12 protein-coding genes and 1 pseudogene are annotated in these 19257 nt (G+C 70.7%); all 13 read left to right on the top strand.

What is annotated here, in order from left to right; all coding sequences use genetic code 11:
• The first annotated feature begins 83 nt into the window (after positions 1 to 83).
• The 13 genes and pseudogenes from SANBI_RS10170 (at position 84) to pyk (ending at position 19158) form a co-directional block, all read left to right on the top strand.
• Positions 84 to 1913: an ABC transporter ATP-binding protein gene (locus SANBI_RS10170; protein ID WP_319154681.1), complete on the top strand. Its 1830-nt coding sequence runs from the start codon at positions 84 to 86 to the stop codon at positions 1911 to 1913.
• Positions 1914 to 2047: 134 nt separating this feature from the next.
• On the top strand, positions 2048 to 3892 hold the full coding sequence (locus SANBI_RS10165) for an ABC transporter ATP-binding protein (protein WP_319161248.1): 1845 nt from the start codon (positions 2048 to 2050) through the stop codon (positions 3890 to 3892).
• Between the two features lie 153 nt (positions 3893 to 4045).
• Positions 4046 to 4435 (top strand): annotated as a pseudogene (gene hisI / locus SANBI_RS10160) (phosphoribosyl-AMP cyclohydrolase); the annotation flags it as partial.
• Between the two features lie 131 nt (positions 4436 to 4566).
• On the top strand, positions 4567 to 6153 hold the full coding sequence (locus SANBI_RS10155; protein ID WP_319154679.1) for an anthranilate synthase component I: 1587 nt from the start codon (positions 4567 to 4569) through the stop codon (positions 6151 to 6153).
• Positions 6154 to 6251: 98 nt separating this feature from the next.
• Positions 6252 to 6938, top strand: coding sequence for a Trp biosynthesis-associated membrane protein (locus SANBI_RS10150; RefSeq protein ID WP_319154677.1), 687 nt, complete (start codon positions 6252 to 6254; stop codon positions 6936 to 6938).
• A gap of 130 nt (positions 6939 to 7068) precedes the next feature.
• Positions 7069 to 7338 carry an HGxxPAAW family protein gene (locus SANBI_RS10145; RefSeq protein ID WP_056133536.1) on the top strand — a complete coding sequence of 90 codons (270 nt, stop codon included), beginning with the start codon at positions 7069 to 7071 and terminating at the stop codon, positions 7336 to 7338.
• A 159-nt stretch (positions 7339 to 7497) separates the two neighbouring features.
• The gene (trpC, locus tag SANBI_RS10140) at positions 7498 to 8310 is read left to right on the top strand and encodes an indole-3-glycerol phosphate synthase TrpC (protein WP_319154675.1); all 813 of its coding nucleotides are present in this window, start codon (positions 7498 to 7500) and stop codon (positions 8308 to 8310) included.
• Positions 8311 to 8441: 131 nt separating this feature from the next.
• Positions 8442 to 9689 (top strand): tryptophan synthase subunit beta, encoded by a 1248-nt coding sequence (gene trpB, locus SANBI_RS10135; RefSeq protein WP_056133528.1) that lies wholly within the window; start codon positions 8442 to 8444, stop codon positions 9687 to 9689.
• The gene (gene trpA / locus SANBI_RS10130; RefSeq protein ID WP_319154672.1) at positions 9686 to 10504 is read left to right on the top strand and encodes a tryptophan synthase subunit alpha; all 819 of its coding nucleotides are present in this window, start codon (positions 9686 to 9688) and stop codon (positions 10502 to 10504) included. The genes trpB and trpA overlap by 4 nt, the downstream gene beginning before the upstream one ends.
• A complete protein-coding gene (gene lgt / locus SANBI_RS10125) occupies positions 10501 to 11484 on the top strand; it encodes a prolipoprotein diacylglyceryl transferase (RefSeq protein WP_319154670.1) in 984 nt (327 codons plus the stop codon). Before trpA ends, lgt begins: the two co-directional genes overlap by 4 nt.
• A 135-nt stretch (positions 11485 to 11619) precedes the next feature.
• Positions 11620 to 16194, top strand: a complete 4575-nt coding sequence (gene gltB, locus SANBI_RS10120; RefSeq protein WP_319154668.1) for a glutamate synthase large subunit — start codon at positions 11620 to 11622, stop codon at positions 16192 to 16194.
• On the top strand, positions 16187 to 17653 hold the full coding sequence (locus SANBI_RS10115) for a glutamate synthase subunit beta (protein WP_319154666.1): 1467 nt from the start codon (positions 16187 to 16189) through the stop codon (positions 17651 to 17653). The genes gltB and SANBI_RS10115 overlap by 8 nt, the downstream gene beginning before the upstream one ends.
• An 86-nt stretch (positions 17654 to 17739) precedes the next feature.
• A complete protein-coding gene (gene pyk, locus SANBI_RS10110) occupies positions 17740 to 19158 on the top strand; it encodes a pyruvate kinase (RefSeq protein ID WP_056133515.1) in 1419 nt (472 codons plus the stop codon).
• Positions 19159 to 19257: the final 99 nt, after the last annotated feature.

The following is a 19257-nucleotide window of genomic DNA, read 5'->3' as shown; positions in this document are numbered from 1 at the left end:
GACGGTGACAGCCCTCGACCAGCCAGGGCCTGTGTCGGTGGCTTGTGAGAACATTGTTCACTCCCTCTGGAAGGACCCTCTCCGTGACCTCGCACGCCCTCACGGGTTCACGCACACGCCGTTCTGCCGTCCTCATCGGTCGCGGTCTGCGCACCGAACCCGTCGTCTACTTCTGGGCCATCGGGGCCTCGGCGCTCTTCGGCGGACTCACCGTCGCGATCAGCCAGGTCCTCGGACGGGTCACCGACACGATCGTCGTCCCGGCCCTCGACGGGTCGAGCCCGGCCGGCCGGGCCTGGATCGGTGGCCTCGTGCTCGCCGCCGTGGGCCTCGGTCTCGCGCTGAGCGTCGCGGCCCGCCGCATCTACGCGGGCATCGGGCTGTCCAACCTGCAGGCCCACCACAGGCGCGCGGTCACCCGGCGGTACCTCGAGCTGCCGATGTCCTGGCACCGGGCGCACCCCACGGGGCAGCTCTTGTCGAACGTCAGCTCCGACGTCGAGGCAGCCACAGGTGTCTTCACGCCGCTGCCCTTCGCACTCGGCGTCTGCGTGATGATCGTCATCGCCGCCGTAGCCCTGTTGAGCATCGACGTCTGGCTCGCCGCCGCAGCCCTCGTGGTGCTGCCTCTCGCGGTCCTGGTCAACCTCGTCTTCCAGAAGTACATGTCACCGGCGATCACCCGCGCGCAGCAGCTGCGCGCCGAGGTGGCCGACGTCGCCCACGAGAGCTTCGAGGCAGCGCTGCTCGTCAAGGCCCTGGGGACCGAAGACCGCGAAGAGGCACGCTTCGCCGAGAAGGCCGGCGAGCTGCGGGCCGCGAACATCAAGGTCGGCAAGGTCCGGGCGTCCTTCGACCCGATCATCGAGTTCTTGCCCTCTGTCGGCACCCTCCTCGTGCTCCTCGTGGGGACCTCGCGGGTCTCGGGCGGGTACGTCGACACGGGCCAGGTGGTCTCCGCGGCCTACCTGCTGACGATGATGGCTGTCCCGGTCCGAGCCTTCGGCTGGGTCCTCGGTGAGCTGCCGCGCGGGCTCGTCGGCCACGACCGCATCGCGCAGGTCCTCGACGCACCGGGCGCGCTCTCGGTCGGCACCAGGACCCGGCCTGCGCGGGCCACCGGCCCGGACGGCGCGCCGGCAGGGCTCCAGGTCCGCATGGACGGTGTCGGTGTCCAGGTCCCCGGCTCGAACGGACCGATCACCATCCTCGAGGGCGTCGACCTCGTGGTCGAGCCTGGGGAGACCCTCGCCGTGGTCGGACCGACAGGCTCGGGCAAGACGACCCTCGTGTCGCTGCTCAGCCGACTCTCCGACCCCAGCAGCGGACGCGTCCTGCTCGACGGCGTCGACGCCCGCGAGCTGACGGCCGAGGCCGTCACCGGAGCCGTCGCCTTCGTCTCGCAGACCACCTTCATCTTCGAAGACACGATCCGCGGCAACATCACGCTCGCCGAAGTGGGGGACCAGGGGTCCTACACCGACGACGAGGTGTGGCAGGCCCTCGAGCTGGCTCGTGTCGCCGACGTGGTGCGCGCGCTGCCCGGTGGCCTCGACGCCCCGCTCGGCGAGCGGGGCGCGAACCTCTCCGGCGGTCAGCGCCAGCGCGTCGCGATCGCGCGGGCTCTCGTGCGCCGACCGAGCCTCCTGGTGCTCGACGACGCGACGTCGGCCGTCGACCCCGAGGTCGAGCAGGCCATCCTCGCCGGTCTGCGGGCCGGCGCAGGGACGACCGTGGTCATGGTCGCCTACCGCATGTCGAGCGTCTCGCTCGCCGACAGGGTGGCCCACCTCGAGTCCGGGCGCGTCGTCGACGTCGGCACCGCGGCCGAGCTCCTGACCCGCGACGAAGGATTCCAAGACCTCGCACTCGCGTACCAGCGCGAGGCGACCCGACGAGAGGACGAGGCGTGAGCGCCGACAGCACGACGGGCGCCGGCTCGAGAGGGAAGGGCTCGAGACGGAAGGGCGCGACGGGGAAGAGTGCGGAGGAGCGGGGTTCCGAGGCACCGGTCTCCGGTGCTCCCGACTCCGACAGCCACAGCTCGATCGCCTCGGCCAGCGAGCTCGGGGTCTTCGCGACCCTGCGCCGCGGGGTCCAGGTCTCGCCCGAGATCCTGCACGGCGCGACGCTGACCTTCATCCTCGCCGTCTTCGCCGCGGCAGGACGCATCGTCGTCCCGCTCGCCGTCCAGCAGACCGTCGACACCGGCATCCTCGCGCCTGGCGGGGTCGACATGACCCGGGTGGTCTGGCTCGTCAGCGCCGCAGCGGTGGTCCTCGTCATCGCGGGCACCTGCTCCGCGCTCGTCAACGTGCGGCTCTTCACCAGCACCGAGACAGGTCTCGCCTCGCTGCGGGTCAAGGCCTTCAGGCACGTGCACGACCTCTCGGTCCTGTCTCAGAACACCGAGCGACGCGGTTCCCTCGTGTCTCGCGTGACCTCGGACGTCGACACCATCTCGCTGTTCGTGCAGTGGGGCGGCATCATGCTGCTCGTCTCGATGCTCCAGATCCTCGCGGCCACGGGCCTCATGCTCTGGTACTCGTGGCAGCTGACCATCGTCGTGTGGGTCTGCTTCGTGCCGCTGTTCTTCGTGCTGCGTCCGGCGCAGAAGAGGGTCAACCAGGCCTACACGGCTGTCCGCGCCAAGGTCGGCGCGATGCTCGGTGCGATCTCCGAGGCCGTCGTCGGTGCCGAGACCATCCGTGCCTACGGTGTCGGCCGCCGGACCGAGCGTCGCATCGACGCCTCGATCGACGACCACCGCCACGCGGCGATCCGCGCGCAGAAGCTCGTCTCGATCGTCTTCTCGAGCGGTGTCATGGTCGCCAACCTCGTGCTGAGCGCCGTCGTGGTGGCCGGGACGTACCTGGGCGTGGGCGGCGGTCTGAGCGTCGGTCAGCTCCTCGCCTTCCTCTTCCTCGTCCAGCTGTTCACAGGTCCGGTCCAGATGGCCACCGAGATTCTCAACGAGCTGCAGAACGCCGTCGCCGGCTGGCGCCGCGTGCTCGCCGTGCTGGAGACCCCGGTGATGGTCGCCGACCCGGGCGACGACGGGGTCCACAGCCCTCGTGGCGCTGCGGCCGTCGAGTTCCGCGGCGTGAGCTTCGCCTACCCGGGCGGGGCCCCGGTCCTGCACGGCGTCGACCTCGCGCTGCCCCCGCGCACCAAGGTCGCGGTGGTGGGTGCCACGGGATCGGGCAAGACGACGATCGCCAAGCTCGCCACCCGTCTCATGGACCCGACCGAGGGCACGGTGCTGCTCGACGGCACCGACGTCCGGACAATCCGGGCGGCGAGCCTGCGCCAGCGCATCGTCATGGTCCCGCAGGAGGGCTTCCTCTTCGACGGGACCCTCGCGGACAACATCGCCTACGGCCACAGGCCCGAGCTCGACGACCCTGACGCGCCCTTCTCGCACGACCACCTGCAGCCCGGCCGGTCGGCTGGTCGCGACAGGGACCCGCGCCTGGCCGCAGACCTGGAGCGTGCGGTGACCGAGCTCGGTCTGGCCGACTGGGTCGCAGACCTGCCCGACGGTCTCGACACCTCGGTCGGGCAGCGTGGAGAGTCGCTGTCGGCGGGGGAGCGCCAGCTCGTCGCGATCGCCCGCGCCTACCTCGCCCAGGCCGACCTGCTCGTGCTCGACGAGGCCACCAGCGCTGTCGACCCCGCGACCGAGGTCCGCATCGCGCGGGCCCTCGACTCGCTCACCCACGGCCGGAGCACGATCACCATCGCGCACAGGCTCTCGACGGCCGAGGCAGCCGACCTGGTGGTCGTGGTCGACGCGGGACGGATCGCGCAGGTCGGGCCGCACGCCGAGCTCGTCGAGGTCGACGGGCACTACGCCCGCATGCACGAGGCCTGGGTCTCCCAGGTTCGCTGACAGGCTGCCCGGCGGGCAGGCTGCCCGTCGCAGCGAGGGCGGCTGGCGGGCTCTGGCCGGTCGTGACGTGCAGGGGCTCGAGACGGGGGCCCGGTCTGTCCGCGAGACGCACCCGAGGCGCGGCGCGGCACCGCAGCATGGGAAGATGCTGCGGTGCCTGCCCAGTCTTCAGCCCCCGTCCCCACCAGCGCCCTCGACCCGGAGATCGCCGCCCGCCTCAAGCGCGACCCGGCCGGCCTCGTCGCCGCGATCGTGCAGCAGCACGACACCCGTGAGGTGCTCATGCTCGGCTGGATGGACGACGAGGCGCTGTCACGCACGCTGACCGAAGGACGCGTGACGTTCTACTCGCGGTCCCGGCAGGAGTACTGGCGCAAGGGCGACACCTCCGGCCACGTCCAGTGGGTCCGCTCGGTCTCGATCGACTGCGACGGCGACGCGCTGCTGGTCGAGGTCGACCAGGTCGGCGCAGCCTGCCACACGGGGGAGCGCACCTGCTTCATCAGCGGCGGCGACCTCGGCGCTGTCGTAGCCGGCGCGGCCGAGCCCACGGCCGCCGACCGCTCGGCCGACCTTTCGACAGACCACCCGGCCGACCTCACGACCAACCTCTCGACCCCTGCCGCGGCAGAGCAGACAACCCCAGGACGTCCCGACAGCAAGGAGACCTCGGCATGACCACGTCACCGCACCCCGTGAGCACCCCCCGTACCGTCGGGTCGCTGCCGTGGGGCCAGACGTGGCCGGGGCTCCCGGAGTTCCGCGAGCTCGCTGCCGACCGCCGCGTGGTGCCGGTCGTCCGCAGGCTGCTCGCCGACGACCTCACCCCTGTCGCGCTGTACCGCCGGCTGGCCCAGGGGCGTCCGGGGACCTTCATCATGGAGTCTGCCGAGATCGGTGGCGGATGGTCGCGCTACTCCTTCGTCGGGGTGACCTCGCGCGCCACGCTGACGGTCGCGGACGACCGCGCCGTGTGGCGCGGTGACGTGCCCGCTGGCATCCCGACGGACGGCGAGCCTCTCGAGGTCCTCGACGCGACGCTGCGCGTCCTGCACACCGAGGCGATCGACGGGCTGCCGCCTCTCACGGGTGGTCTTGTCGGAGCCCTCGGGTGGGACGTCGTGCGCCGCTGGGAGCCCACGCTGCCCAAGACGGCTCCTGACGAGCTCGGCGTCCCCGAGATGACGCTCTGCCTGGCCAGCGACCTCGCTGTCGTCGACCACGTGGACGGCTCGGTCTGGCTCATCGCCAACGCCATCAACTTCGACGCGAGCGACGAGCGCGTCGACGAGGCCCACGCCGATGCGGTGGCGCGGCTCGACGCGATGGAGGCCAGCCTCGTGGCGCCCCCGTCGCCCGCCGACGCCGCCGCGGTCCGTCGGGTGCTCGTCGACGAGCCCGAGCCGGCGCTGGCCTTCAGGACCGAGCGATCGACCTTCGAGCAGTCGGTCCTGGCCGGCAAAGAGGCCATCCGTGACGGCGAGGTCTTCCAGGTGGTGCTCTCGCAGCGCCTCGACCTCGAGTGCACGGCGGACCCTCTCGACGTCTACAGGGTGCTGCGCACGATCAACCCGAGCCCGTACATGTACTACTTCCAGCTCACGGACGCCGACGGCCACGACTTCGCGGTGGTCGGATCGAGCCCGGAGACCCTCGCCAAGGTCGCCGACCGTCGGGTCGTCACCTTCCCGATCGCCGGCTCGCGTCCCCGCGGCGCGACCCCCGAGGAGGACACCCGCCTGGCCGAAGAGCTGCTGGTCGACCCGAAGGAGTGCGCCGAGCACATCATGCTCGTCGATCTCTCGCGCAACGACCTGGCCAAGGTCTGCGACCCCACGAGCGTCGAGGTCGTCGAGTTCATGGCCATCAAGCGCTTCAGCCACATCATGCACATGAGCTCGACCGTGGTCGGTGCCCTGCGCCCCGAGGCGACGGCGCTCGGCGTCCTCACGGCGACCTTCCCGGCGGGCACGCTCTCCGGGGCGCCCAAGACGCGCGCGATCGCGCTCATCGACGAGATCGAGCCTGCGGGCCGCGGCATCTACGGCGGCACCGTCGGGTACTTCGGCTTCGACGGGACCATGGACATGGCCATCGCGATCCGCACGGCGCTCATCCGCGACGGACGGGCCAGCGTCCAGGCGGGCGGTGGCATCGTCGCCGACTCCGACCCCGCGCTCGAGTACGAAGAGTCGCGGAACAAGGCCGCGGCCGCCGTCCGCGCGGTCCAGGTCGCGAGCCGTCTGCGAGCCCGCCCGTGACCGGCCAGCGCGGCCAGACCGGCCCTGACAGCTCTGCCAGCGCTGACAGCCCTGACAGCACTGCCGCACGCCGCACGACGCCGCGACGGACCGTGGTGATGACGCTCCTGCTGCTCGGCGGGCTCAGCCTGCTGAGCGCCGTGCCCACGTGGCTCTCGACCACCGCATCGACCGCGCTCGATGCCTCGGTCGACGTCACGGTCTCGGGGACGACAGCCGCACCGGGGGTGAGTGCCGCAGCCCTCGTGGTCGTCGCGGCGGCCCTGTCCCTCGGGCTCGTCGGCCGCGCGGCCCGGTGGGTCTCGCTGCTCGTCGTGGCTCTCGGTGGCGCGGTCATCGGCGGCTCGGCGCTGTCCTTCGTCCTGTCCCCGGACGCGGCGGCCCGCTCCGGGGTCGCCGAGGCGACAGGCGTGGCCAGGTCGGGCGCGGCGGTCGACATCTCGGTCGCCCCCTACGTCACCGTCGTCCTCGGCGCTGTCGTGGTGGTCGTCGCAGCCTGGGCGGCCTTCGCCCCGGTCGACTGGGGCAAGCGGTCCCGCCGCTACGACGCCCCGTCGGCTCCGCACGGCAGCGGTCCGCAGGCTGCTCGACCAGGGGAGAAGAGCACCCAGGTCGCACCCGGCCATGCCTCAGGTGCCGCAGGCACCGCGACGACCCCGGCTGCCACCGATGCCCCAGGATCCCCCGTAGAGGACCAGACGACGTCTCCTGGGGCCTCCACCGCCCCGGCCCTCGACGAGCGTGACACCTGGGACTCGCTCACCCAGGGTGACGACCCCACCTGACCTCGCAGCTCTCCCTCCGACCCGCGCAGACGCCCCAGGACGTGCCAGACACGGCCGACAGACGCTCCGTGGCCACCTCGAGCACCAGCAGTGGTTAGGCTGGGACCACATTTTCGTGAAAGGCAGTTCCATGGCTGACAGCTCAGTGAAGCGTGACGACACCTACCTCCCGCCGTCCGCGCCCCCGACCAACCACGGTCACACCACCGCGGCGTGGTTCACCACGATCGTCGTGGTGCTCGGCGCCGCGGTCGCCGGGGTCGCGATGTGCTTCGCGCTCGTCTGGCTCGTGATCGTAGGGGCGGTCATCGTCGTCGCCGGTCTCGTGGGCGGCAAGCTCCTCTCGGTCGCCGGGCACGGACAGCCGGCTGCTGCAGGTCGCGGCGCCTCGCGCTCCTGACCCTTCGGGACGGTCACCCGTCTCACATGCGTGACGCCGGTCGGTGGACCCGCACGGCGGCTCTACGATGGCTGTGCAGGTGCCTCGACGGCGCGGACGACCCGCGCCAGAGGTGTCCCTGCTCGGTGCGGGTCCATGCTGCTGGGGAGAAGAGACGTCATGACGGTGCTCGACGACATCATCGCCGGGGTGCGTGAAGACCTTGCCGTGCGCGAGGCGGCCACCCCGCTCGCTGTGCTCAAGGAGAAGGCCCAGCGCCAGACGAACGCCCTCGAGTGCGTGAGCCGCCTGAGCGGTGAGGACGCTGTCGCGGTCATCGCCGAGGTCAAGCGCTCGAGCCCGAGCAAGGGATCGCTGGCCTCGATCGACGACCCTGCGGCGCTGGCCCGCGAGTACGAGAAGGGCGGCGCCTCGGTCATCTCCGTCCTCACAGAGGAACGGCGGTTCAAGGGCAGCCTGGCCGACCTGCGTGCTGTCCGCGCAGCCGTCGACATCCCTGTGCTCCGCAAGGACTTCGTGGTCACGCCCTACCAGGTGTGGGAGGCGCGGGCCTTCGGCGCCGACCTCGTCCTGCTCATCGTCGCGGCCCTCGAGCAGACTGTCCTCGAGTCGCTCCTCGACCGTGTGCACTCGCTCGGCATGACGGCGCTCGTCGAGGTCCACACCGTCGACGAGGTGACCCGCGCGGTCGACGCCGGCGCACGCCTCGTCGGTGTCAACGCCCGCAACCTCAAGACCCTCGAGGTCGACCGCACGACCTTCGCCAGGCTCGCCCCCGCGATCCCCGAGGGTGTCGTCCGCATCGCCGAGTCGGGTGTCCGCGGACCGCACGACGTCATGGACTACGCCCGCTCGGGTGCGCACGCCGTCCTCGTCGGCGAGGCCCTCGTCACGGGGGAGTCGCCGCGCTCCTCGGTCGCCGACCTCGTCGCCGCAGGCTCGCACCCGTCGCTGCGCGCCGTCCGCCACTAGAACCTGCTCCGGTCCCGCCCGCGCGTCTGCGCGGGCGCAGGACCCCTCTCACCGACATCCGCCCCGTGCGCGGCGACGAGCCCTGCTCGCCGTGGCGCCGGGGCGCTCAGCATCCCTCAGGAGGCCATCTCGTGCCCGAGTCCCTGCAGAACCTTCAAGGCCCGTACTTCGGTGAGTTCGGCGGCCGCTACGTCCCCGAGGCGCTCGTCGCCGCACTCGACGAGCTCGACGTCGCCTACCAGGCCGCCGTCGCCGACCCCGTCTTCCAGTCCCAGCTCGCCGAGCTGCACCGCTCCTACAGCGGCCGCCCGAGCATCATCACCGAGGTCCCGCGCTTCGCGGAGCACGCCGGTGGTGCCCGGGTCATCCTCAAGCGCGAAGACCTCAACCACACGGGCTCGCACAAGATCAACAACGTGCTCGGCCAGGCGCTGCTCACCAAGCGCATCGGCAAGAAGCGCGTCATCGCCGAGACCGGCGCCGGCCAGCACGGCGTGGCCACAGCGACCGCCGCTGCGCTCTTCGACCTCGAGTGCGTCGTCTACATGGGCGAAGAAGACACCCAGCGCCAGGCGCTCAACGTCGCCCGGATGCGCCTGCTCGGCGCCGAGGTCATCCCGGTGACCACGGGCTCGCGCACCCTCAAGGACGCGATCAACGAGGCCATGCGCGACTGGGTCACCAACGTCGACACGACCAACTACGTCTTCGGCACGGCTGCTGGCCCCCACCCGTTCCCAGCCATGGTCCGCGACTTCCAGCGCATCATCGGCGTCGAGGCACGCCAGCAGGTCCTCGACCTCGTCGGTCGCCTCCCTGACGTGGTGGCCGCGTGCGTCGGTGGCGGGTCCAACGCGATCGGCATCTTCGACGCCTTCCTGGACGACGAGTCGGTGCGTCTGGTCGGCCTCGAGGCCGGCGGCGACGGCGTCGAGACAGGTCGCCACGCCTCGAGCATCACCGGCGGCGCGACGGGTGTGCTCCACGGAGCGCGCTCCTACCTGCTGCAGGACGAGGACGGCCAGACGAAGGACAGCCACTCGATCTCGGCGGGCCTCGACTACCCGGGCGTCGGCCCGCAGCACTCCTTCCTGTCGAGCATCGGCCGGGCCGAGTACCAGCCCGTGACCGATACCGACGCCATGGAGGCGCTGCGTCTGCTGTGCCGCACCGAGGGCATCATCCCGGCCATCGAGTCGGCCCACGCCCTCGCCGGCGCGATCCGCCTCGGCAAGGAGGCTGCGGCCGCCGGCCGCACGGACGAGGTCATCCTCGTGAACCTCTCCGGGCGCGGGGACAAGGACGTCGCGACAGCGGCGCGCTGGTTCGAGCTGGTCGACGCGGACGCCGACCTCGGCGCAGAAGGAGCAGACGCGTGAGCGCCACCGAACGTCGTATCGACGAGCTCAAGGCCCAGGGGAGGGCGGCCCTCGTCGGCTACCTGCCTGTCGGCTTCCCGACGGTCGACCAGTCGATCGAGGCCGCACGCGCCCTCGTCGAGGCCGGGGCCGACATCGTCGAGCTCGGCATCCCGTACAGCGACCCCGTGATGGACGGGGCGATCATCCAGCAGGCCGTCGACCAGGCGCTGAGCTCGGGCGCCCGCGTGCGCGACGTGTTCAGGGTCGTCGAGGCCGTCGCCGACCTGGGTGCGCCCGTGCTGGTCATGACGTACTTCAACCCTGTCCTGCGCTACGGCGTCGACGCCTTCGCGCGCGACCTCGCGGCAGCCGGTGGCAGCGGCCTGATCACGCCGGACCTCATCCCCGACGAGGGCTCGGAGTGGATCGAGGCCGCGGACTCCCGCGACCTCGACAAGGTGTTCCTCGTCGCCCCGAGCTCGACCCCGGAGCGCCTCGAGATGACCGCCAAGGCCTCGCGCGGCTTCGTCTACGCAGCCTCGACCATGGGTGTCACGGGGGAGCGGGCGACTGTCGGGACGCGCGCTGAAGAGCTCGTCGCGGCGACCCGCGCCGCAGGAGCGTCCCGCGTCTGCGTCGGCCTCGGGGTGTCTCGCCCCGAGCAGGCCGCCGAGGTCGGCCGCTACGCGGACGGCGTCATCGTCGGCTCCGCCTTCGTCAAGCCTCTGCTCGGCGACACCCCCTTCGCCGACAGGGTGGCGAGCATGCAGTCGGTCGTCTCCGGTCTCGCCGCCGGTGTGCGCTCGGCCCGCTCTGGTGCGGCCGCGTCATGACCGGCGTCCTCGCCCAGGGGGTCGTGCTCGCCTCGATCCCCAGCCCGAGCACCGGGGTCTGGCACCTCGGTCCGCTCCCGCTGCGCGCCTACGCCTTCGCGATCCTCGCCGGCATCTTCGTCGCCGCCTGGATGACCGGGAAGCGCTGGGAGGCCCGCGGCGGCTCGATCGACGACATGTACACGATCGTCTACTGGGCCGTCCCCTTCGGGATCATCGGTGGACGGATCTACCACGTCATCAGCTCGCCCGACGCGTACTTCGGAGAGGGCGGTGACCCGCTCAAGGCCTTCGCGATCTGGGAAGGTGGCCTCGGCATCTGGGGTGCGATCGCCTTCGGTGCCGTCGGCGCCTACATCGGGTGCCGCCGGACGGGTGTGCGGTTCAGCTCCTTCGCGGACGCCGTCGCCCCGGGCCTGCTCGTCGCGCAGGCGATCGGCCGCCTCGGCAACTGGTTCAACCAGGAGCTCTTCGGCGGTCCGACGACCCTGCCCTGGGGCCTCGAGATCAGCCCGGACCGTCTCCCCGCAGGCTACGAGGTCGGTACGCTCTTCCACCCGACCTTCCTCTACGAGCTGCTGTGGAACCTCGCCGCCGCAGCGCTGCTCGTGTTCCTGGACAGGCGGTTCAGGCTCGGTCACGGACGCGTATTCTGGTTGTACGTCGTCTTCTACACGGTCGGCCGACTCTGGATCGAGCTCTTGCGGATCGACCCCGCAGAGCAGGTCTTCGGCCTCCGCCTCAACGTCTGGACCTCGATCCTCGTGGGTCTGGTCGGTGTCGCGGCCTTCGTGGTGCAGGGACGCCGGCACGCCGGACGCGAAGACTCGGTCTTCGTGGACGGGGACCGTCAAGTCCCCGCGCCGGTCGGAGCCGGCGCGAGCGCAGCAGGAGACGAAGCCGTCGTGACCGACCACCCCACCGGTCACGACGACCCGACGGACACCGTCGAAGAAGGTCAAGACCAGCCCAAGTTGTGACCCAGGTCACATCGGTTGGTAACGTCGTCGAAACACGAGCGACGTAGTGTCGTAATGTTTGGGCCGACGACGTCCCGCAACCCCCCAAGTCAAGTCAAGTCTGCGTCAAGCAGGCTCCCCGTGAGGACGGTGTCGATGACCACGCCGCTGCACAGCGCAACCAGCTCCGCGATGTCCGCGGCGCCCGCCGCCCAAGGCCTGTACGACCCCCGGGCCGAGCACGACGCGTGCGGTGTCGCCTTCGTCGCGACGCTGCGTGGTACCCCCGGCCGCGACATCGTCGACGCCGGTCTGACCGCACTGCTCAACCTCGACCACCGCGGCGCCGTCGGCGCCGAGGAGAACAGCGGCGACGGCGCAGGGATCCTCACCCAGATCCCCGACGCCTTCATCCGTGACGTCGTCGCGGTCGACCTGCCCCCTGTCGGCAGCTACGCGATCGGCATGGCCTTCCTCCCGCAGGACGCCGCCGAGGCGGCCGAGGTGGTCGGGGCCGTCGAGCTCATCGCAGCCCAGGAGCGCCTCGAGGTGCTCGCCTGGCGCGACGTCCCCGTGACGGCCGACCTCGTCGGCCCGAGCGCCCGGGCCTCGATGCCCACCTTCCGTCAGCTCGTGGTCGCCGACCCCGAGCGGAAGCTGTCCGGCATCGAGCTCGACCGCCGCACCTACAGGCTGCGCAAGCGCTCGGAGAACGAGCTCGGGCTCTTCTTCGCCTCGCTCTCCGCCCGCACCCTGACCTACAAGGGGATGCTCACGACGGCTCAGCTGGAGCCGTTCTTCCCCGACCTGTCAGACCCGCGCTACGCCTCCGAGCTCGCGCTCGTGCACTCGCGGTTCTCGACCAACACCTTCCCGTCCTGGCCGCTCGCCCAGCCCTTCCGGATGATCGCTCACAACGGTGAGATCAACACCGTCCGCGGCAACCGCAACTGGATGGCGGCGCGCCAGGGCAAGCTCGCGAGCGAGCACCTCGGCGACCTCGCCCCGCTGCTGCCCGTGTGCTCCGACGGTGCGAGCGACTCGGCGTCCTTCGACGAGGTCCTCGAGCTGCTGCACCTCGGTGGACGCTCGCTGCCGCACGCCGTGCTGATGATGGTGCCCGAGGCGTGGGAGAACCACGCCGAGATGTCGCCCGAGCGCCGTGCCTTCTACGAGTTCCACGCCAACCTCATCGAGGCGTGGGACGGGCCGGCCTGCCTCAACTTCACCGACGGCACCCTGATCGGGGCGGTCCTGGACCGCAACGGTCTGCGCCCGGGTCGCTTCTGGGTGACCGAGGACGGCCTCGTCGTCCTCGCGAGCGAGGCCGGCGTGCTCGACATCGACCCCGCGACTGTCGTGCAGAAGGGGCGCCTCGAACCCGGCCGCATGTTCCTCGTGGACACCGCCGCAGGCCGGATCGTCCCCGACGACGAGATCAAGTCCCAGCTCGCCGCGCAGCGCCCGTACAAGCAGTGGGTCGAGGAGAACTCCGTGTTCCTCGACGCGCTGCCCGACCGCGAGCACGTGGTCCACAGCCCGGCCTCGGTCCAGCGTCGCCAGCGCGCCTTCGGGTACACCGAGGAAGAGGTCAAGATCCTCCTCACCCCGATGGCCAACACGGCCGCCGAGCCCCTCGGCGCCATGGGCACGGACACCCCGATCGCGGTGCTGTCCTCGCGCCCGCGCCTGCTCTTCGACTACTTCACGCAGATGTTCGCCCAGGTGACGAACCCGCCGCTCGACGCCATCCGTGAAGAGCTGGTCACGTCGATCGGCGGGGCGATCGGCCCCGAGCCGAACCTGCTCTCCGACACCGCCGAGCACGCCCGCAAGGTCGTGCTCTCCTTCCCGGTCATCGACAACGACGACCTGGCGAAGATCATCAACATCCACAAGGCGCCCTCTCTCGGCGGCACCTTCGACGCGACGACCATCCGTGGTCTGTTCCGCGTCGACGGTGGCGGCGAGGGCCTGCGCGACAGGCTCGAGGAGATCTTCGACGAGGTCGACCTGGCGGTCGCCCAGGGCACGAGCTTCATCGTGCTCTCGGACCGCGACTCCTACCAGGACTACGCCCCGATCCCGTCGCTGCTGCTCGTCAGCGCCGTCCACCACCACCTCCTGCGCAAGCACACCCGCACCCAGGTGTCGCTCATCGTCGAGGCCGGGGACGTCCGCGAGGTGCACCACACCGCGCTGCTCATCGGCTACGGCGCGGCTGCGGTCAACCCGTACCTCGCGATGGAGACCGTCGAGGACCTCGCGAAGTCGGGCTACCTCGACGTCACGCCCGACAAGGCCGTGAAGAACCTCATCAAGGCGCTCGGCAAGGGCGTCCTCAAGGTGATGAGCAAGATGGGCATCTCGACGATGTCCTCCTACCGCGGCGCGCAGGTCTTCGAGGCCCTCGGTCTCTCGCACGAGCTCATCGGCGACTACTTCACGGGGACCACGAGCCGCCTCGGCGGCATCGGCCTCGACGTCATCGCGGCCGAGGTCGCGGCCCGTCACACCGAGGCGTACCCGTCGTCGGGCAACTTCCAGGCGCACCAGCGCCTCGCTGTCGGCGGCGAGTACCAGTGGCGCCGTGACGGGGAAGAGCACCTCTTCGACCCCGAGACGGTCTTCCGTCTGCAGCACTCGACCCGGACGCGGCAGTTCGACGTGTTCCGCGAGTACACGCAGCGGGTCGACGACCAGACGGCGCGTCTCATGACGCTCCGCGGGCTGCTCGAGTTCTCGGGTGACCGCACCCCGGTGCCGCTCGACGAGGTCGAGCCGGTCTCGGAGATCGTCAAGCGCTTCAACACCGGTGCGATGTCCTACGGGTCCATCTCGCAGGAGGCCCACGAGACCCTCGCGATCGCGATGAACCGTCTCGGCGCGCGCTCCAACACGGGGGAGGGCGGCGAAGACTCCGAGCGCCTCCACGACCCGGAGCGCCGCAGCAAGGTCAAGCAGATCGCGTCGGGCCGCTTCGGCGTCACCTCCGAGTACCTGACCTTCGCCGACGACATCCAGATCAAGCTCGCCCAGGGTGCCAAGCCCGGCGAGGGCGGTCAGCTGCCCGGCCACAAGGTCTACCCGTGGGTCGCCAAGACGCGTCACTCGACACCTGGTGTCGGGCTCATCTCGCCGCCGCCGCACCACGACATCTACTCGATCGAAGACCTCGCGCAGCTGATCCACGACGCGAAGAACGCCAACCCCTCGGCCCGCATCCACGTGAAGCTGGTCTCGGAGTTCGGTGTCGGGACCGTCGCGACGGGTGTCTCCAAGGCGCACGCCGACGTGGTCCTCATCTCCGGCCACGACGGCGGGACGGGCGCGAGCCCGCTCACCTCGCTCAAGCACGCCGGGACCCCGTGGGAGATCGGCCTGGCCGAGACCCAGCAGACCCTCGTGCTCAACAACCTGCGCGACCGCATCGTCGTGCAGGTCGACGGGCAGATGAAGACCGGGCGCGACGTCATCATCGGCGCTCTGCTCGGAGCCGAGGAGTTCGGCTTCGCGACGGCTCCGATGGTTGTGTCGGGGTGCATCATGATGCGCGTCTGCCACCTCGACACCTGCCCCGTCGGTGTCGCGACGCAGAACCCCGAGCTGCGCAAGCGCTTCACGGGCAAGCCGGAGTTCGTCGTGAACTTCTTCGAGTTCATCGCCGAGGAGGTCCGCGAGCACCTCGCAGCCCTCGGCTTCAGGACCCTCGAAGAGGCCGTCGGCCAGGTCCAGGCGCTCGACACCCGCAAGGCCGTCGACCACTGGAAGGCGCAGGGTCTCGACCTCGCGCCGGTGCTCGCCGTGCCCCAGCCCGTCGAGGGCTCGTCGCTGCGCAACACCACGACCCAGGACCACGGGCTCGCCCGGGCCCTGGACAACCAGCTCATCGCCTCGGCCGCTGCGGCCCTCGAGGACGGCACGCCGGTCTCGATCGACGTCCCGGTGCGCAACGTCAACCGGACTGTCGGCACCATGCTCGGCCACGAGGTGACCAAGCGCTACGGCGGCGACGGGCTGCCTGACGACACGATCGACGTGACCCTCACGGGGTCCGCGGGTCAGTCTCTCGGCGCCTTCCTGCCGCGCGGCATCACGCTGCGCCTCTTCGGAGACGCGAACGACTACGTCGGCAAGGGCCTCTCGGGTGGACGCATCGTCGTGCGCCCGGACCGCTCGGCCGTGCTGACGGGTGCGAGCAACGTCATCGCCGGCAACGTCATCGGCTACGGGGCCACCGGCGGGGAGATCTTCCTCCGCGGTCTCGTGGGTGAGCGCTTCGGTGTCCGCAACTCGGGCGCGACGCTGGTCGTCGAGGGTGTGGGCGACCACGGCTGCGAGTACATGACCGGTGGCACCGTGCTCGTCCTGGGCAACACCGGGCGCAACTTCGGCGCCGGGATGTCGGGCGGTACCGCCTACGTCCTGGACCTTCGCGAAGAAGCCCTCAACACCGTCGCGGCGACGACAGGCGAGCTCACGCTCTCCGGTCTCGACGACGACGACCTGGTCCTCGTCGAAGGTCTGCTCCGCCGCCATGCGGAGGAGACCGGCTCGCGGGTCGCCGAGGCACTGCTCGCCGACCTGCCCACCTCGCTCGCGCGCTTCACCAAGGTGCTGCCGACCGAGTACGCACGTATCCGCACCGCCCTCGCGAAGGCCGACGCCGACAGCGTCGACCTGAGCGTCCCCGGTGCCTGGGAAGAGATCTTGGAGGTGGCTCGTGGCTGACCCACGTGGATTCCTGAAGGTCCGGGAGCGCGAGCTCCCGGCCTACCGGCCGGTGCCGGTGCGACTGATGGACTGGCGCGAGGTGCACGAGCACCGCGCGGAGGACTCGGCGATCGTCAAGGTGCAGGCCGGACGCTGCATGGACTGCGGCATCCCCTTCTGCCACCAGGGCTGCCCGCTCGGGAACCTCATCCCGGACTGGAACGACCTCGTCTGGCGGGACCAGTGGGAGGACGCCATCGACAGGCTGCACGCCACGAACAACTTCCCCGAGTTCACGGGTCGTGTGTGCCCCGCGCCGTGCGAGTCGAGCTGTGTGCTCGGCATCAACCAGCCTGCGGTGACCATCAAGAACGTCGAGGTCTCGATCATCGACGAGGCCTTCGCCCGCGGCTACGTCGTCCCGCAGATCCCGCAGCGCCTCACCGGCAAGACCGTCGCGGTCGTCGGCTCGGGCCCCGCCGGGCTCGCGGCAGCCCAGCAGCTCACGCGTGCCGGGCACACCGTCGCGGTGTACGAGCGCGACGCCACCATCGGTGGTCTGCTGCGCTACGGCATCCCCGACTTCAAGCTCGAGAAGACCCACATCGACCGCCGTCTGGCGCAGATGGAGGCCGAGGGCACCCGCTTCAGGCCCGGGGTCGAGATCGGGGTGGACATCACCTGGGACGAGCTCCGCTCGCGCTTCGACGCCGTCGTGCTCGCGACAGGGGCGACCGTCCCGCGCGAGCTGCCGATCCCCGGCAACGACCTCGAGGGCGTGCACTACGCCATGGAGTTCTTGCCGCAGGCCAACGCCGTCGTCGCGGGGGAGACCGTCGAGGACCAGATCCTCGCGACAGGCAAGCACGTCGTGGTCATCGGAGGCGGTGACACCGGCTCGGACTGCATCGGTACCTCGCTGCGTCAGGGCGCGGCCTCGGTGACGACCCTGGCGATCGGCAAGAAGCCGCCGACGTCGCGCCCCGAGAACCAGCCGTGGCCGACCGACCCCCTGCTCTTCGAGGTCTCGAGCTCGCACGCCGAGGGTGGAGAGCGCGACTACCTCGCCTCGACCGTCGAGCTGATCGGCGACGAGCACGGCCACGTGACAGGGCTCAAGGTCGCCACGACCGAGTACCTGCCCGACGGTCGGCGCGTGCCGCAGGCCGGCACGGAGCGGATCATCCCCGCGGACCTCGTCCTCGTCGCGATGGGCTTCACAGGACCCGAGACCAGCCTGCTCGTCCAGCAGACCGGGGCGGGCCTCACCTCCCGCGGCCTCGTGGCCCGCAACGACGACTTCTCCTCGGCTCTGCCGGGGGTGTTCGTCACAGGAGACGCCGGGCGCGGTCAGTCGCTGATCGTGTGGGCCATCGCCGAAGGCCGGGCGACAGCGGCTACGGTAGACGCATACCTGCAAGGCACGACAGAGCTCCCGGCCCCGGTGCGTGCGACGACAGTCGCGCTCCGCCCGTGACCGACCGGCCCGCAGCACCTGATCTGCGGGCCGGGCAAGACCTTTGTCCCGTGAGCAGCACCTCAACAATCAACTAGGCTGGAGCCATGCGCAGAGCGAAGATCGTATGTACCATCGGGCCCGTCACGGCCTCCCCCGAGCAGATCCAGAACCTCGTCGACGCCGGTATGGACGTCGCACGGATCAACCGTAGCCACGGTGACCCTGAAGAGCACGAGGCGGTCTACCGCAACGTGCGCGCCGCAGCCGAGGCCTCTGGCCGCTCGGTCGCCGTGCTGGTCGACCTCCAGGGACCGAAGATCCGCCTCGGCCGGTTCGCCGGTGACGAGAAGCACTGGCTCAACGTCGGTGACACCTTCACCATCACGACCGAAGACGTCGTGGGCACCAAGGAGCTCGTCTCCACGACCCACAAGGGTCTGACGGACGACGCACGCGTCGGTGACCCCCTCCTCATCGACGACGGCCGCGTCCTCGTCCGCGTGACCGCCGTCGAGGGTCCGCGCGTCGTGACCCGCGTCGAGGTCTCCGGGCCTGTCTCCAACAACAAGGGCATCAACCTGCCCGGTGTCGCCGTCTCGGTCCCCGCCATGTCCGACAAGGACGAGGCCGACCTCCGCTGGGCCCTCAAGCTCGGCGCCGACATCATCGCGCTCTCCTTCGTGCGCAACGCCGCCGACTACGACGACGTCCGCCGCATCATGGAGGAGGAGGGCCGCGTCCTCCCCGTCATCGCCAAGGTCGAGAAGCCGCAGGCTGTCGAGAACCTCGCCGAGATCGTCGACGCCTTCGACGGCATCATGGTCGCCCGTGGCGACCTCGGCGTCGAGCTCCCGCTCGAGCAGGTCCCGCTCGTCCAGAAGCGCGCCGTCGAGCTCGCTCGTCGCGCCGCCAAGCCCGTCATCGTCGCGACCCAGGTGCTCGAGTCGATGATCTCGGCCCCGCGCCCGACCCGCGCCGAGGCCTCGGACTGCGCCAACGCCGTCCTCGACGGTGCAGACGCCGTCATGCTCTCCGGTGAGACCAGCGTCGGTGACTACCCGATCGAGGCCGTGCGCGTCATGGCCCGCATCATCGAGAGCACCGAAGAGCTCGGCCGCGAGCGGATCGCCCCCCTCGGGTCGACCCCGCACACCCGCGGTGGCGCGATCACCCGTGCCGCTGCTGAGATCGGTGAGATCCTCGGCGTCAAGTACCTCGTGACCTTCACGCAGTCGGGCGACTCGGCGCGCCGCATGTCGCGCCTCCGTTCGGCTCTGCCGCTCCTGGCCTTCACGCCTGACGCAGCAGTCCGCAACGTCCTGTCCCTCACCTGGGGCACGCAGTCGTACGAGGTCCCCTCGGTCGACAGCACGGACGCGATGGTCCGCCAGGTCGACACGACCCTCCAGGCCAACGGTCTCGCCGAGACGGGCGACCTCGTCGTCGTCGTCGCCGGTGCACCCGTCGGCGTCGCGGGCACGACCAACTCGATCCTCGTCCACCGCATCGGTGACGAGCTCTGATCGATCCGTCCTCCGTGACCAGGTCTGCGTGACCTGACACGAACGACCTCCACGGCCCCCGTCCTCCTCACCGGAGGGCGGGGGTCGTGTCGTGTGACG

Source organism: Sanguibacter biliveldensis, from assembly GCF_033798665.1.
Classification (GTDB): Bacteria; Actinomycetota; Actinomycetes; order Actinomycetales; family Cellulomonadaceae; genus Sanguibacter; species Sanguibacter inulinus.
Note: the sequence above shows the minus strand (reverse complement) of the source record. Positions and strands in the feature narration are given on the sequence as shown.

Coding starts and splice junctions, on each gene's coding strand:
- SANBI_RS10155 (WP_319154679.1), top strand. CDS start 4,567: ATGACCACGTCACCGCACCCCGTGAGCACCCCCCGTACCGTCGGGTCG.
- SANBI_RS10150 (WP_319154677.1), top strand. CDS start 6,252: ATGACGCTCCTGCTGCTCGGCGGGCTCAGCCTGCTGAGCGCCGTGCCC.
- SANBI_RS10145 (WP_056133536.1), top strand. CDS start 7,069: ATGGCTGACAGCTCAGTGAAGCGTGACGACACCTACCTCCCGCCGTCC.
- trpC (WP_319154675.1), top strand. CDS start 7,498: ATGACGGTGCTCGACGACATCATCGCCGGGGTGCGTGAAGACCTTGCC.
- lgt (WP_319154670.1), top strand. CDS start 10,501: ATGACCGGCGTCCTCGCCCAGGGGGTCGTGCTCGCCTCGATCCCCAGC.
- gltB (WP_319154668.1), top strand. CDS start 11,620: ATGACCACGCCGCTGCACAGCGCAACCAGCTCCGCGATGTCCGCGGCG.
- pyk (WP_056133515.1), top strand. CDS start 17,740: ATGCGCAGAGCGAAGATCGTATGTACCATCGGGCCCGTCACGGCCTCC.